Genomic DNA, 15,416 nt, shown 5'->3' with positions numbered 1-15,416 from the left:
AGTGCCGTCCATTTTCAATTAACATGATTTAGGGGAAGCCAATTGACGAACGACAATAATCACGACGACCGTGTCATCGATACATAACTATTTTTCTACGGCAAGCACAGAAAAATAATAACATGCTCTTAAAGAAACTTTTAATTCACCGGTGTTATTTTTATCTCGTAATTAGAACGGAAATGGACCAAATACAATCCACAATTCTCCATCCCGCCTCCAGGTAACATTTTGAACTTAAACCTCGTGAATAAAGCCTCCTCATCCTCCGTTCCCAGATGACCTAATACCTGCCTGCCGTAATCAGCGACCTGTTTCATAAAAAACAATCCGATATCAAAAGCTCGATTCGCAATCGGGGTAGGTTCCGAGTAAAAATATTTCCGGTGTTGTTCTGCAAACTTCCGGGCTGCTTCCGACTGATAATCGACATAACTATTCATAAACAACTTCACATTCAGTTTAAAGAACACGTCATCTCCCAATGTCGTAAATTTCAACCAATCCGGAAAACCCACAACCGTTATCTTATAGCTATCGGGCAAAGCCGATAATACCGGTAATACCCGGCTCGCCGCAGCTTCATTAACCGTAGGAAACAAAATAATATTCTCCGTATGCGGTTTCAAAAGCATTTTCAACGAATCTACCGTTATACTCGAACTCCAATTTATCGTTTTCATCTCCATATCCGGTTGCAGCCGATATCTTACCAAATACGGCAATTGACTCTCCTCCGAATTGGCGGAAACCCCGGACGGACGAATAACCACAAGATTAGCCCCGATACTATTTTTCACGACCCAATCAGCCATATTTTCGAGCAATGTCGTTGCAGAGGTATTCACCTGAATAAAATTCGGGAAGCGCCCCAATTCCTCCGTACGGGCAGATAAAGGATATACCATGGGTATGGTCTTATCATACAACTGATCCGCCACGACTTGAAAAGTATTGGCATACACAGGCCCTAATATCAATTGGGGATTGAACCGATTCAACTCGTTAGCTATCATCCGTGCCCTACCCGGATCCCGTTCCGTATCGAACACCTGAAGATCAACCGAATATCCCGCTTTTTTTAAACTATCGACAGCCATTAATATCCCTTCATAAAACTGTACAAAAGGTTCCGACTTCGAATATAAATTCCATTTCTCTTCTTGCTGGTCGACCGTCAGAGAGTCCAATACAACAGGTTTCTCTTCAGGATATTGATTATTATTCAAATAGAAAGGCAAAAGCAAAGCCACTCTTACCCGATAGGAAAAGACCGGACGTTCCGCATAAGTCGATATCGGGTGCTGTACCTCCTCTTCTATCCTCTTTATCTCCCGATCGACCTCATCTTTCACGGTTTGAGCAGCAACCCGTAAGGCTTCCACCTCCGCTTCCTCCCTGACCTGCCTGTCCTCCCATGCCAATTCAGCATTCAAAACATCCTTATCTATCTGTTTTAAAGTCAAACGAACGACTGAACCCGTCGGGATAGGATCTTTTTCGTTATATTCCGGATTATCTTTCAGTATACGTTTCAAACGGATCCCAAATTTCCGGGACAAAGAGTACAGGGTCTCTTTGGGTTTGATCTTATGATAATAAAATTGGTTATCCAAACGTTTAAAAGGCTCCACGTAAGGAATCTTTAATATTTCATGAATAGTCAAATTATTGTCTTTTTTCTCATTCAGCACCATTACTTCTTCCACGCTAACCCCATAAGCCTTGCAAATGGAAAACAAAGTCTGGCCGGGTTCCACCGTATGCAGGTAATATGTTTTTCCTTTCCATACGACCATCTCTTTAGAGCGCTCAATCTTTACGTCTTGCGCTTTTATACCTCCTATCCACCCAAGAAAAACAAGCAACAATACAATTCTGATCATATTATTTTTCATTTACAATAAACAATCCATTTCATAAAGGGAATCCTCGTTTTACAAAATACCAAAATCCCTTTTCATAGCAAAAATAGTAAAATAGTAATAGATAATTGAAAAATCTCTGCTATTTTTGCCAGGGAAAGAGATCAATCCATCATTCTGAATAAAAAAAATCGGAAAGATGAAATATTCAAACACGTAAAATTTTATGAGTGTATTCAATACAAAAAAAATCATATTCTGGGGCATCAACCTGCTGGTAGCCGTGTTACTTCTTTTTCTCATCGGTTACGTTGTTCTCCAACGTTTAGATAGCTATACTCTGCACGGTCAATACATTTCCGTACCTGATCTACGAGGACTCACGCCTTCGGAGGCTACTCCGTTTCTTCAAGAAAAAAATTTATTCGCCGTCGTTATCGACTCTATCTACGACGATCACGCGAAAGCGGGAACTGTCGTCGAGCAATTTCCGTCTCCCGAATCCAAGGTAAAAAACAGCCGGACCATTCAACTCACCATCAATGCCAACGCTCCGGAAAAGTTGATTTTTCCGAATCTAAAAAACACGGCATTCAGACAGACCATACAAAAGTTAAAAAATATCGGTTTTAATATCGGCCGACTAAAATATACCTCCTCCAATTTTAAGAATCTGGTATTGGGTTTCATGTACAAGGAGGAACCTATCGAACCCGGAGATATTATCCAAAAAGGAGAGAGTATCGATATCGTATTAGGGGATGGGAATACAAGTAATAACCAGATTTTCATCCCGAATTTACGGGGCAAAACCTTAGAAGAGGCCAAAACTCTTATCCTGTTCTCTTTCTTAAATTTAGGAGAGGTTATTACAGATGAAACCATCCGTACTCCACAAGATCGACTTGAAGCTTTTATCTACCAACAAACGCCGGATATCGAAGAACATCCTAAGACTACATTAGGAAGTTACCTAACGGTTTATTTGACAAAAGATCAGGAAAAATTAGCTGTACAGGATTCTCTTTCCATTGAAACACAAGAAGAATGATCGAAGAAATAGAAGATATAGACGAACTGAACGAAGAGGAAGAACAAGCACAAGGGTTATTCGAACATTTTCGTCTGGAAGCGGATTCCGGACAGGCTCTTTTACGAATCGACAAATTCTTGGTAGACCGGATTCCCAACGCCTCACGTACTAAAATACAAGATGCCGCCGAAGCGGGTAATATATTGGTAAACGGGAAACCTGTAAAACCCAACTACAAGATAAAACCCAAAGAGGTGGTTTCGGTGATGATGTCTCATCCGAAAAGAGAGATCACGATCATTCCCGAAAACATTCCACTCCATATTGTTTACGAGGACGATGACCTGCTAATCATAAATAAAGCGCCCGGTATGGTGGTACACCCCTCTTTCGGCCACTACACGGGTACGTTGGTCAATGCCTTAGCCTGGCATTTAAAAGACAATCCTCTTTTTAAAGAAAATGACCCCCGACCGGGACTTGTTCATCGGATAGACAAAGATACTTCCGGACTATTGGTCATTGCCAAGACAGAAGAAGCCAAAACAAAACTTGCTTTACAGTTTTTCAATAAAACTTCCGACCGGAAATACGTTGCCGTCTGTTGGGGCAATTTAGAAGAAGATAACGGTACGATCATCGGCAATATCGGCAGGAATCTTTCCAACCGGAAAGTCATGGGCGTTTTTCCCGAAGGCAGTGAATACGGCAAACATGCCGTCACCCACTACCGTGTACTGGAACGTCTCGGATATGTAAATGTCATTGAATGCGTACTTGAAACCGGAAGGACCCATCAAATCCGGGCTCATTTCAAACATATCAGACATCCGTTATTCAACGATCCGGAATACGGCGGCAATGAAATACTGAAAGGAACGACTTTCAGCAAATACAAACAATTCGTACAAAACTGTTTTGCCATTTGCCCTCGTCAGGCTTTACATGCCAAAACCTTGGGGTTCATTCACCCGACGACGGAAAAATACATGGCCTTTGATTCGGAAATTCCGGACGACATGCAACAACTCATCTCCAAATGGAGAAACTACGTTATAAACAGAGAGCCGGAAGAGTAGTATTCCTTCTCTCAAGCGCTGTTAAACAAATATATATTTCAATATAAACAATAAGGATAAAACATACATGACCGGATTCAGGTCACGATACCTTCCGCTCAACACTTTCAAAAAAGTATAAGACAACATTCCCAGAACGATCCCCTCGGCAATGGAATAAGTCAAAGGCATCATAAGTATCGTTACAAAAGCAGGAAGTACTTCTGTCATATCTTCGAAATTAATCTTTCCCACGGCATCGAACATAAATACGCCTACTATTACCAAAACTCCGGCCGTCGCCACACTGGGAACCAACAAAAAAAGAGGTGCAAAAAAGAGAGAGGCTAAAAAAAGCAAGGTGACCGTAAAAGCCACAAGTCCGGAACGTCCTCCTTCCGCAATTCCTGCCGTACTCTCGGCATAGGTTGTCGTCGTAGATGTCCCTAAAACGGCTCCGGCCGTCGTTCCTATCGCATCAGCCAACAACGCTTTTTTTATCCGGGGAATTTTTCCGTCGGGTTCCACCATTCCGACCTTGTTAGCCGTCCCTACAAGAGTTCCCAATGTATCAAATATATCCATAAAAATCAAAGAGAATATGGCAATCAACATATCGGGATCCCACAATGCATGAAAATCAAACTTAAGAAACACGGGCTCAAGAGAATGCGGTAAAGAAACCGGCGAAAAGCTTTCCGGGATCTGAGTAATACCTAAAGGAATTCCGATCAAAGTACAGACCAATATCACGTAAAAGAGAGCACCTTTCACACGCCTGGCCAACAATACACCTCCCAAAACGATACCCGTCATGGCCAATACGACCGACGGGGTAAACCTCCCCAACGCAAGAAAAGTAACCGGATCAGAGACTACAATTCCTGCATTTTTTAACCCGATAAAAGCAATAAACAAACCTATGCCCACGGAAATGGCCTGACGCAAACAGGCAGGGATAGCATTCACTATCCATTCACGCACATTAAAAAGAGTCAACAAAATAAAGACTATCCCCTCGATAAATACAGCAGTTAACGCTTGTTCCCAAGAAAATCCCATGGCCTGTACCAGAGTATAAGCAAAAAAAGCATTCAGCCCCATTCCGGGAGCCAAAGCAAAGGGCAACTTGGCCAATACGGCCATTAACAAAGTAGCGACAGCCGCGGCTAATGCCGTTGCCGTAAAAACCCCACCTTTATCCATGGCAGCAGCAGACAGCATATCTGGATTCACTGCTAAAATATACGACATCGTCAAAAAAGTGGTCACTCCGGCCATTACCTCTGTCTTTACACGCATCGTACGCGGGTCAAAACCGAATAATCGAGTCAACGTCTTCATAAGCACAATTAAAAAACGGTTATGCCTTATAAAAAGCAAAACCGTTTTGATTATCGTTCTTCCACCTATTATACATTAAACCGGAAATTCATCATATCGCCATCCTGCACGACATAATCTTTTCCCTCCACGGACATTTTTCCCGCCTCCTTGCATTTAGCCTCCGACCCGAAAGCAATAAAATCCTCGTATTTAATAACTTCCGCCCGAATAAATCCTTTTTCAAAATCAGTATGAATAATGCCGGCGGTTTGGGGTGCTTTCATTCCATTCTTAAACGTCCACGCCCTAACTTCCTTCGGTCCTGCCGTAAAATAAGTTCTCAGATTCAACAGCTTATAAGCCGTCCGGATCAATTTATTGACTCCTGCCTCTTCCAACCCCAAATCTTCAAGGAACATCTGTTTCTCCTCGTACGTTTCCAATTCGGCTATATCCGCTTCAATGGCCGCTCCAATCACCAAAACCTCTGCACCCTCGTTCTTCACGGCCTCTCGAACCGCATCCACGTATTTATTACCCTTTACAACAGATACTTCATCCACGTTGCAAACGTATAAAATCGGTTTATTCGTCAATAACATCAGCTCCTTAGCAACCTCCTGCTGTAAGTCGGTCAACTTAACAGACCGGGCGGACTCCCCTCTCTCCAGTGCCTCTTTATAAAGATACAATACTTCCACGAGTCTTTTCGCGTAGGCATCTCCTCCGGTTTTCGCCCTTTTCTCCTCTTTCAACAATCGATTTTCAACCGTCTCCAAATCCTTCAACTGCAACTCCGTATCTATAATCTCTTTATCTCTTACCGGATCAACACTTCCATCCACATGGACAATATTATCGTCATCAAAACAACGCAATACATGAATTATAGCATCCGTTTCCCGAATATTAGACAAAAACTTATTACCCAAACCTTCTCCCTTGCTGGCCCCTTTTACTAATCCGGCAATATCCACGATCTCGACCACAGCTGGTACTACATTTTGAGGTTGTACCAATTCCACCAATTTATTCAATCGCTTATCCGGCACAGTTATTACCCCTACATTCGGTTCTATCGTACAGAAAGGGAAATTAGCAGACTGGGCTTTCGCATTACTTAAACAATTGAACAAGGTCGATTTTCCCACGTTCGGTAAACCGACGATTCCACATTGTAGACTCATAATATATTATTATCAATTAATTATACATCAAATTAAAGCTATCGAGCAATAACAAGATCCTTCTCTCCTTCTGCTCGCGCGAGTCCGCAAAGATAATCAATTTTTAAGCTAATGCAGCATCTTACCATACTTTCTGTCTTGTCTGTACACGGGTATGAATTGCTGAATTTACAATTAAAACCTTTACCGTACCGTTATATGAAAGCAGCCCTGTTTATACTCGTAACGGACGTAACATCTTTTTTGCTTACGTAAATCCCGGAGTACTTCGGCCAATACGGTTTTCAACTTATCCCTGGTCTCCGATTTCGACCCTTTTCGCTTGTAACGAGCATAAGCAATATCAAAGGTAGTCCCGTATATATGAGCCGAATTAGAACTGGCATTCAGATTCTTCTTCTTCAATCGGTTAACGCTTGTTCCTGTCCTCAATACACTCGTAACAATAAGTTTATGTCCCGGAAGCTCTTTGGCACGAAGCGAATCTTTAAAATTCTCTGCAATTTTTTCCAGCAAATCATAAGCCTCCGGAACCAAATAAGGAATCGAATGGGTCAACTCATCCACATGATACAATCCGCAGGAAGAGATCTTTTTCAACTTTCTACTTGCTCTTTTAAATTCACCAGAAGAAGCAAGAGGCTCTATTCCCAAGCGCTTAGCAGCATCGATATGCCTATTATTCAAATCATTGAATGTACGGGAATAATTTCTAAAATATACAAAAGGCCTTTTCGCTTTTTTCTCTCCGCACGAAACGAGCACGCACGAAACGAAACACATTAAAATAAACAACCTGTATACCTGCATCACACCACGTTATTTTTCCGGTTCTACATGCACCGCAACATGCGTGCGGGGACCGTATTTCTTTCGCAGACGCTCTTCGATTCCCGTTGCAATCATATGAGCCACCCTCACCGTCAATTCACCGTTGACACGTACATGAATCTCTATGGCGAAATCATTTCCTATACGACGCGTTCGCAAATTATGAGGGTCCTTTATCTGCACATCTTCACTTATAACGGTCAAAATTTCTTTTTCCACTTCTTCCGGGAGAGAGCGTTCCAATAAATCGTTCAAAGCGGGAGTCATCAACTGAATTGAAACTTTTATTATAAAAATACTCACGACAACCGCTGCAACCGGGTCTAAAACATGCCACTCTTTTCCTAAAAAAATAGCTCCGCCAATGCCCAAAGCCGTTCCGACAGAGGAAAATGCATCCGAACGATGATGCCAGGCATTAGCGACGACAGCCTGACTATTTACTTTTTTCCCCACCGAAAGAGTATAACGATATAAAATCTCCTTTAAAACAATCGAAACAATAGCCGCTATTAAAGCGATCCTATCCGGACTGCCAATCTCCTCTCCCCTCGTCACGGCTAAAATACGATTCAACCCGTTCCAAAAGATACCGGTCCCGACCAATAACAATATCAACCCGATAATCGTTGTCGCCAACGTTTCGTATTTCCCATGTCCGTAATCATGTCCCTCATCTTTCGGTTTTGCGGAGACCTTCACGAAAAAGAGAACAACCACATCCGTCGCAAAATCAGATAAAGAGTGTACGGCATCCGCTATCATAGCACTACTCTTCCCCCATATTCCGGCAATAAATTTAAAAGCCAATAATAAAAGATTTACAACAGAACCTATGATTGTTACCCGATAGATCTCTTTTTCCCGATTTTTCTCATCCATCTCCTGTCAAATAATTTTGAACAAAGATAAAAATAATACCTCATTTACTTAAAAACGATTCCCTGTTTTTCCTCTCTTTATCATCCTGCTTCAATTCTCGTAATCCAAAGAATAAGGGTGCTACTTTCGAGACGAAAGCAGCTTACAATGCACTTTTAAGTTGCATTTTATAAACAACATCGACGATTCGTCCAAAAGAAGTAGCTGAAGTATATAACGGGACAAGACCTGTCATAATAGAACCGGAAGAGGCGTCCAGAACAATGAAGGTCCCATTTTCCAGTCCTACTCCGATCCGGGTATTCGTCCGGTCTGTCACGTCCGAATTATAAGCTATCGAACATACCGGACTATCGAATAGATATACTTGCCTGATATCATTAGAAACAGGATCATAACAATACAACCCCCGCCGATCCATACCACCCGAAAAAAGTAAATACCCACGCTTAGGCAAAAGGGCCATTACGTTTCTCCCATCCAAAAGATCCGGACGTTTGAATTTTACCGCATAGGGATTTATAATTTCCCGATCAAGGGTAACAGAAAAAGTTTGGACAATCACTTCATCATTCCGTCGCAACAGCACTAAAAATCCACAACTCTTGTACTCCTCGCTCAAATACCCTATATACAACAAGTTTACACCGGAAGGTAATCCCGTGATATCCATAAATGCGGTCGGTCTTTCCTCCCTATAATATAATTTTTCAATACGAGTCGCATCTTTTTCAGCATCAGAAATCCACAAAAATCTTCTATGCCGTTCATCGTACAACAAAAAGAAAGGGACCTTTTGATAATCGGTAAGCACCAATCGTTCGACCTGAAGCTCTTCTCCCCCGTAAGCCGCTTTAAATTGCATAAAAGCTCCACTATGCAATATTTCATTTGTCAAATACTTCCGAAAATACAAACCGCCATCTTCACTAAGCAAATAACCCGACCAAATCCCGTGAAGCGCATCCTTAATGACAAAACCCGGCGGATAATTTTTTTCAAGAAACTCATCCCGCGTATGCATCACCTTCCGGAAAGAGACGTCGTTTAATTCCACACACCCCTGTCCGCCTTTCTGCATGACCATCACTTCCCCGGCGGCCTCCGAATAATCACTCCCCGGCCAATGTTCTCGTAATTTTACCGGGGAACTTCCCAACACCTCTCCGTTTTCGACCTCATACACATCCGGATAGGCCGTATACTCCGTCTCTTTTCCCCGACACCTCTCCTGAATAAACGAAAGATGGGAAATCTGATCCTTTTCGGATAATATCATCCATCCTTTATTGTAACGGGACGTCACCCGCAACATAAACTCCTTAACATACTCAATACCATTGACGCTGTCCTTAACGCTAAAATAGCATTCAAACTCTCCGATCGTATCAGCCAGATAACGCAAATCCTGCTGATTACCTATTATTTTACCCCTTTGGATCTTCCATCGATAAGCCCAATGTTTCGGAGCCATCGTATCGTAACTATAATAAACTTCCGGTTTTATCTCCAATATTTCCCCCGCATTCTTTTGATAAAGGGCCGAGATTCCCCGAATGACAATTTCGTTGACGGGAACATAGTCATCATTTCCTTTATCCCTGTAACAACCATACAAGAGACAACATATCCCTATTCCTAAAACAATTTTTCTCATTACACGCTTACACTTACCGTTTTATACATGGGACCGTTTTCATCTTGAATAATATTTCCCTTTTCTGCCTCTTCAATAAGTTTATACTTGAACTGAACCGCCAGAGAACGTATTCTGTTTTCATCCAGTCCTGTCAAATCGCCTACCCCGGTAATTTCCATGAAAACATCCAATTTTTTCTCCGTATAAGGTCCCAAATATTCGTCCGTAATCTTATCATTCCACCACAACGGCCTGGATTTTAAAGCAGAAAATCGAATGATCTTTTTCCGGTAAGGCATATCCCCCGGTAAAAAGTTTTCATTCTCCACGACTTTCAAAACCAAACGGACAACTCGGGTCTCCAATTTGGGCGAATAGTGCAAAATCACCTGAAAAGAAGAATCTTCAACTTTCCCCGCCTTCCATTTCCACTCCGGCAAAGTATAATCGGAAATTTCCGCCGTCGAAGACTCGTCCGCTTCAATCACGAATGTTTTATCCTCAGTCAGCAAATCTCCGGAGACCTTCAAATGAACCGGGATACTCAACACTTTCGTATTCGGATGAAAATAAAAGGATACCTCGACGCTATCCCGATCGTAACGTCCGGCAAAATAGACATAATTCTTTCCGCCGAACATTTTCATTTCGGACTTACCACAAGAACAAGAAACAAGAATCCACAAAACGATCCATCCTATTTTCCGCATTTTCATCATATATTAGTCTCTACTTCCGGAAGAGGAAATACAAAATTCTTCGACATTCCATAGGTCTCACCATCAACCGTAATATTCCGATTCAGTCTTTTATACATATAGAACAACTGTCCTTCAGCCGTATACTCCTTGCGGGCATCCCGCAATAGTTCACGATAGAGCCGCTCCTTACTCCCCAAGGAGAGTTCCCGTCGGGATCCCCGGCAAAAGCGTAAATAGGCGAACACCGCCTTCGCTCTCTCTTCTCCGACCAAATCATATACACATTCGATATAGATATGATACAATTCACTCAGACGCAATACGGGTATCAATTTATTGTTTAAGCGATAAGCCGGAGGAGCCACGTAAAAATACTTACCACATACGTCCCTATCCTTTCGTTTAACCACCAAACTTTCGTCCACCCTCACGTCATTCGGATCCTTATCCCGGAGCTCTTCTCGATCTTTCAAAAAAAGATAGGAGTAAGAGGTACGCCCTTCAGCATTCAAAGCTCCGTATATATCAACCAATTTATTATTATACAGTCCGAAAATAACATCATCATATAGTTTTAAATTCCCCTTTTTAGCTTCCGACGGTTCTGTAAAATAAAAGAGAGAAGAGTAAATTATTTTCTCCGCTTCTCTCATCGCCGACTCCTTATCCCCCCGATAGAGATACACCCGGGCCAATAAACCGCATATAGCATAATAATTTAACCGATATCCCCTAAAAGACAAGAAATCGCTTACCCCGGCCAATTTCGAATCTCCTAAACGACAATCCACCAACATAATTTGAGTTTGGTAAAGGGTATCAAACGGTGCTGTCAACCTTTTGGCTTTTTTCAAATCCCGGATGACCTTCTCCAACACCTCCTCCGTTGTTAAGCGAGGGAAATTAACAGAGGGGGCCTGATCACAATAAGGCACCCGCTTCTCTCCACTATGAACGAGAGGAGCCGGAGCAAAAAGCCGTAATATATCGAAATGAAGAAAAGCCCGAATAGCCAATGCTTCTCCCTCTATCAATCGCCTCTCCAGCTCCCCGCGTCCATCCCTGAACAAAGATGAATCTGCCCTTTCTACCCGTTTTAGGAGGGTATTGCAATTGGCTATCAAATGAAAGGCATTTATCCATAGCGTATCCAATCTCGGCCGAACGGTCGCGTGAGAATAATTGTAATCATCCGCATCAATAACTACCCGATAACCGATATCATCGCAATTTCTCACGTCATAATACTGTGCCAACACATCGATGAAACCCCAGGACAACTCCTGGCCGTAAAGTGAAGCCCTGCTCATACCCTGATATATTCCGTTCAGAGAGTTCCGAAATCCTTCTGCATTCCGAAACAGATCATCCTCCGCCACCTCTCCGGCCGGAGTTACCTCGAACCATTTTTCACAAGAGGTAAACGCAAATACGCTCAAAACAGCTATTATCCTCAACATCGATTTCATTAAAAAGACATTTTTAAAGTAAGACTCATATTCCGGGCAAAAGGATAAGAGATACCTCTCTCTTCTTTTATGGAGGAGAAACGAAACACACCATTCATACTCCATTCCAGTCTCATGGTTTCTATCCCCAAACGTTCCGTCCCTATTCGATCCAAATCATATCCCAACGACACCGCATCCCAAGAGAGTACATTATAATCCTGACAGAAACGGGAAGTCGGCCGGGTTAACTCCCTATTCCGAATATCTTTTAAAAACGTTTTATCCCCCGGTTTACGCCATCTTTCCAACAAAACCCTACGATCTGCATTCTCTTCGGCAATATCTACATTTTCCACCTTTCGAACCAAGGTCTCGTTGTATCGCTGTCCTCCGAACTCATAAAGAAAAGAGGCGAATAATGCCCATCCCTTGTATTTCACATTAAATCCGAAAGCTCCGCGAACATCCGGTTCGTAATCTCCAATGACAACTTGTTCTCCGGACTTCCACTCTTGTGTCATCGTTCCTCGTCGACCAAGAAACAGCTCCTTCCCCGTGGAAGGATCGATTCCCAAAGAGCGCATTCCCCAAATGGCAGTTAAAGATCCCCCCTCCACGTATTTCAACAAAGGACGGGTATATTTTAAATCACTCAGTCCCTCGTGATAGTCTCCATAGTACCCGTCAACTTTTCGATTATACTCTCTTAAGGCATCGGAAATCTTCATTATTCGATTCCGATTATGCGACAAATTACCATACACATTCAAATAAATATCGGATTTATTTATCAAGTTTCCTCTCAATGACAATTCGATTCCCCGATTCCGTACCTCTCCCAAATTATCTTTGTAAGAGGGGAAACCGGAAGAGGCAGCAATCGTCACATCCGTAATCAAATCGCACGTGCGACTATCGTAATAACTCAAATTACAAGCCAACACCCCCTTAAACAGTTCCAGTTCCATCCCGATATCCATCGTATTGGTCCGTTCCCATTTCAAATTAGGGTTTCCCAAAGTCTTCATCAAAACCCCGGAACCCGTTTTATACAGGTCATCCAAAGTCACCTCGTAAGTGGAGATGGCACAATAGGCAGGAAAATCCACTTTACCCGTCTGCCCGTAACTCATCCTTACCTTCAGACGATCCACAGCAGACCATTTTTTCATAAAAGAGCAATGATGCAGATTGATTCCCGCACCCAACGACCAAAAAGGGGCGAACCGCCTATTTTTTCCGAATTCGGAAGAACCGTCCACACGCCCGGCAACATCAAACAAATAGATCGAGCGATAAGCATAATTCAAACTCCCGAATACACCCAAAAGTCTTTTGGTCACCTCTCCCAACGTCGGTTTTACAACGACTTCCATGGCATAATTGGGAGAATGTAAATCCCCTGAAGCAAATCCCCGGTAAGCAGAAGATATATACTCAGTCCGGGAAGAACGAACATTTATTCCTACCGTCATATGAATATAATGTACTCCCACCGACCTGTCGTAGGTTACCAAAGCATTCGTATTCCATTCCGGAGCTTTTCCCTTTTTTATGTCCAGATAGCCTTTCAATGTATTCTCCAGATTTACCGGTTTCAAGGAACGCGGATCCGTGAACTCCTCCCGCTCCGAGGTCCGGAGACTCACACTGATTCCTCCTTTAAAAGAGAGGTAATCATTCACATACCAGTTTATATCGAAATTATTGATCCATTGATCGTAATTCGAATAAGTAAAACTCTTTAAACCGGCTTCATAAAGAGGATTCAGTTTCAAGGGGCCGGAATGCCAATTCTGTAAATAAGGCAGTTCGTCTCCTTTATCATCCCGATATTCGTCGTAAGGCAGCTGTTTCGTATAATCGCTAAATACCCCATAAGGGGAATCCTCCGATCGGACAGCATAATAAGATATCCTGTTTCGAAGTTGTAAAGAACGATAACGAAAATCGAAGTTTAAACCTCCACCGGTCCGGTTTCGGAAAGAACCTTTCATAACACCGTTCTGACGGTAATAAAGAAAGTCCACCCCCACTCGCAGGTTTCCGGTCTCTCCCTCCACAACCAGCGAGTGTTTATGATTGAAAACCGCACGTACCGGTTTCGACAGCCAATAGGTATCGACTCCTTTAGCCAATTGTTTCAACTTATTATTGTACTCTGCAAGTCCCGCTACCTCAGAAGAGGCATTATTCGGTTCGAACAAACCTGCCAACCGTTCGGTTTCAATTTTTTCTGTCGCATGCATCAGATTATAATCCGACAAATCAGGAAACGCAACCTCCCCATTCATACGATAGCCGACATGCAATTTCCCCGGCTGTATTCCCCGAGTGGTAATAACGATAACGCCATTGGCAGCCCTGGAACCATACATTGCCGTTGCCGCCGCATCTTTCAAAATCGTGATACTCTCCACCCGATCCATATCCATATCGTACACTTTCTGAATATCAATCTGAAAACCGTCCAGAATAAATGTCGGCAAATTGGAATTATTTTCTAAGGCAGACTTCGTCAAATCTTCCTTGCTTAACTCCGTCACTCCTATACCCGACCGCCCCCTCACGTAAAGCTCCGGCAAGGTATTCGGGTCAGATCCCCATTCATTATTCCCATGGATTCGGAAAGAAGGTTCAAACGTCTGAATGGCACTCAAAAGATTGGTTTTTGAAACCCTCAGCAATTTATCTCCGGAAATAGTTGTCGAGTTTCCGGTAAAACTACCTTTCGCGTAATTAGAATAACCGGTAATCACCACTTCATCTATCAATTCCGGATCATCTTCCAGAAAGACACTTATACCCGTTGTCTGCCCCTGAATGATCGGAATCCTTTGCGATTTCATCCCGACAAAAGAAAAAAGAAGAACTCCCGCTTCACGAGGGTAAATATCCAACCGAAATCGCCCCTCCCGGTCCGTGGAGACCCCGACAACAGTTCCATCCAACTTCACGGTCACCCCGGGCAAAGGAAGTCCGGAGATATCATATACCCGACCGGAAATCTCCGTTTTATTTATCATTCCAGGCTCTTGGGGAGTAATAATAATAACACGATTGACAAACTGAAAATCAAGTCCGGAATCTTTCAAGCAAAATTTCAATATATTTTCTATCGTCTCCGACCGGAAACGTTTGGTAACGGGAGGGAGTTCCCGAACTTGCTCGTGATTACATAAAAAACTGATTCCGCTCTTTTGCTTTATCTCTTCCAATACCTTTAAAATGGGGGTATCTTTAAAATCTGCACTTATCCTTATATTAGCGGGATGCCGAGCTTGAGCAAAAGTAAAACACGAAACAAATTGCAATAACAAGATCAGATACAAGACTTTATTCATACAGCAAAAATAGAGCAATCTGTTCCATTTTAAAAACAAAACATGTTAAAAACAATAGAAAACATAAAGAAACTGCCGGAAAAAAATTTCCGGCAGTTT

General features: G+C 42.6%; 11 protein-coding genes. 2 read left to right on the top strand and 9 right to left on the bottom strand.

What is annotated here, in order from left to right:
* Nucleotides 1-140 precede the first annotated feature (140 nt).
* Nucleotides 141-1,886 carry a LysM peptidoglycan-binding domain-containing protein gene (locus tag NVS78_RS06085; RefSeq protein WP_286358356.1) on the bottom strand — a complete coding sequence of 582 codons (1,746 nt, stop codon included), beginning with the start codon at nucleotides 1,884-1,886 and terminating at the stop codon, nucleotides 141-143.
* A gap of 205 nt (nucleotides 1,887-2,091) precedes the next feature.
* On the opposite strand from NVS78_RS06085, the gene NVS78_RS06080 reads away from it, so the two are divergent.
* Entirely contained in the window at nucleotides 2,092-2,916 is an 825-nt protein-coding gene (locus NVS78_RS06080; protein ID WP_286358355.1) for a PASTA domain-containing protein, read from the top strand.
* On the top strand, nucleotides 2,913-3,977 hold the full coding sequence (locus NVS78_RS06075) for an RluA family pseudouridine synthase (RefSeq protein WP_286358354.1): 1,065 nt from the start codon (nucleotides 2,913-2,915) through the stop codon (nucleotides 3,975-3,977). The genes NVS78_RS06080 and NVS78_RS06075 overlap by 4 nt, the downstream gene beginning before the upstream one ends.
* A gap of 21 nt (nucleotides 3,978-3,998) precedes the next feature.
* On the opposite strand, the gene NVS78_RS06070 is transcribed toward NVS78_RS06075, so the two are convergent.
* The 8 genes from NVS78_RS06070 to NVS78_RS06035 form a co-directional block, all read right to left on the bottom strand.
* A complete protein-coding gene (locus NVS78_RS06070; protein ID WP_286358353.1) occupies nucleotides 3,999-5,300 on the bottom strand; it encodes an NCS2 family permease in 1,302 nt (433 codons plus the stop codon).
* A gap of 68 nt (nucleotides 5,301-5,368) precedes the next feature.
* The gene (gene ychF / locus NVS78_RS06065) at nucleotides 5,369-6,469 is read right to left on the bottom strand and encodes a redox-regulated ATPase YchF (RefSeq protein ID WP_041504355.1); all 1,101 of its coding nucleotides are present in this window, start codon (nucleotides 6,467-6,469) and stop codon (nucleotides 5,369-5,371) included.
* Nucleotides 6,470-6,652: 183 nt separating this feature from the next.
* A complete protein-coding gene (locus NVS78_RS06060; protein ID WP_286358471.1) occupies nucleotides 6,653-7,279 on the bottom strand; it encodes a DUF5715 family protein in 627 nt (208 codons plus the stop codon).
* Nucleotides 7,280-7,288: 9 nt separating this feature from the next.
* Nucleotides 7,289-8,182, bottom strand: coding sequence for a cation diffusion facilitator family transporter (locus NVS78_RS06055; RefSeq protein ID WP_286358352.1), 894 nt, complete (start codon nucleotides 8,180-8,182; stop codon nucleotides 7,289-7,291).
* Nucleotides 8,183-8,324: 142 nt separating this feature from the next.
* Nucleotides 8,325-9,839 (bottom strand): PKD-like family lipoprotein, encoded by a 1,515-nt coding sequence (locus NVS78_RS06050; RefSeq protein ID WP_286358351.1) that lies wholly within the window; start codon nucleotides 9,837-9,839, stop codon nucleotides 8,325-8,327.
* Nucleotides 9,839-10,531: a DUF4843 domain-containing protein gene (locus NVS78_RS06045; RefSeq protein ID WP_286358350.1), complete on the bottom strand. Its 693-nt coding sequence runs from the start codon at nucleotides 10,529-10,531 to the stop codon at nucleotides 9,839-9,841. Before NVS78_RS06045 ends, NVS78_RS06050 begins: the two co-directional genes overlap by 1 nt.
* A gap of 5 nt (nucleotides 10,532-10,536) precedes the next feature.
* Nucleotides 10,537-11,991, bottom strand: a complete 1,455-nt coding sequence (locus NVS78_RS06040; protein ID WP_286358349.1) for a RagB/SusD family nutrient uptake outer membrane protein — start codon at nucleotides 11,989-11,991, stop codon at nucleotides 10,537-10,539.
* Complete coding sequence (locus tag NVS78_RS06035) at nucleotides 11,991-15,317, bottom strand: SusC/RagA family TonB-linked outer membrane protein (protein ID WP_286358348.1); 3,327 nt, start codon at nucleotides 15,315-15,317, stop codon at nucleotides 11,991-11,993. Before NVS78_RS06035 ends, NVS78_RS06040 begins: the two co-directional genes overlap by 1 nt.
* Between the last annotated feature and the right edge of the window lie 99 nt (nucleotides 15,318-15,416).

The sequence above is a fragment of the Gabonibacter chumensis genome (genome assembly GCF_024741215.1).
GTDB lineage: Bacteria > Bacteroidota > Bacteroidia > Bacteroidales > Marinifilaceae > Gabonibacter > Gabonibacter massiliensis.
The sequence above is the reverse complement of the archived record's forward strand: the minus strand, read 5'-3'. Positions and strand labels throughout refer to the sequence as shown.

Excerpts from the sequence above, each read along its gene's own strand:
- NVS78_RS06040 (WP_286358349.1), bottom strand. The coding sequence starts at position 11,991 with ATGAAATCGATGTTGAGGATAATAGCTGTTTTGAGCGTATTTGCGTTT.
- NVS78_RS06045 (WP_286358350.1), bottom strand. The coding sequence starts at position 10,531 with ATGCGGAAAATAGGATGGATCGTTTTGTGGATTCTTGTTTCTTGTTCT.
- NVS78_RS06085 (WP_286358356.1), bottom strand. The coding sequence starts at position 1,886 with ATGATCAGAATTGTATTGTTGCTTGTTTTTCTTGGGTGGATAGGAGGT.
- NVS78_RS06055 (WP_286358352.1), bottom strand. The coding sequence starts at position 8,182 with ATGGATGAGAAAAATCGGGAAAAAGAGATCTATCGGGTAACAATCATA.
- NVS78_RS06080 (WP_286358355.1), top strand. The coding sequence starts at position 2,092 with ATGAGTGTATTCAATACAAAAAAAATCATATTCTGGGGCATCAACCTG.
- NVS78_RS06035 (WP_286358348.1), bottom strand. The coding sequence starts at position 15,317 with ATGAATAAAGTCTTGTATCTGATCTTGTTATTGCAATTTGTTTCGTGT.
- NVS78_RS06060 (WP_286358471.1), bottom strand. The coding sequence starts at position 7,279 with ATGCAGGTATACAGGTTGTTTATTTTAATGTGTTTCGTTTCGTGCGTG.
- NVS78_RS06070 (WP_286358353.1), bottom strand. The coding sequence starts at position 5,300 with ATGAAGACGTTGACTCGATTATTCGGTTTTGACCCGCGTACGATGCGT.
- NVS78_RS06050 (WP_286358351.1), bottom strand. The coding sequence starts at position 9,839 with ATGAGAAAAATTGTTTTAGGAATAGGGATATGTTGTCTCTTGTATGGT.
- ychF (WP_041504355.1), bottom strand. The coding sequence starts at position 6,469 with ATGAGTCTACAATGTGGAATCGTCGGTTTACCGAACGTGGGAAAATCG.
- NVS78_RS06075 (WP_286358354.1), top strand. The coding sequence starts at position 2,913 with ATGATCGAAGAAATAGAAGATATAGACGAACTGAACGAAGAGGAAGAA.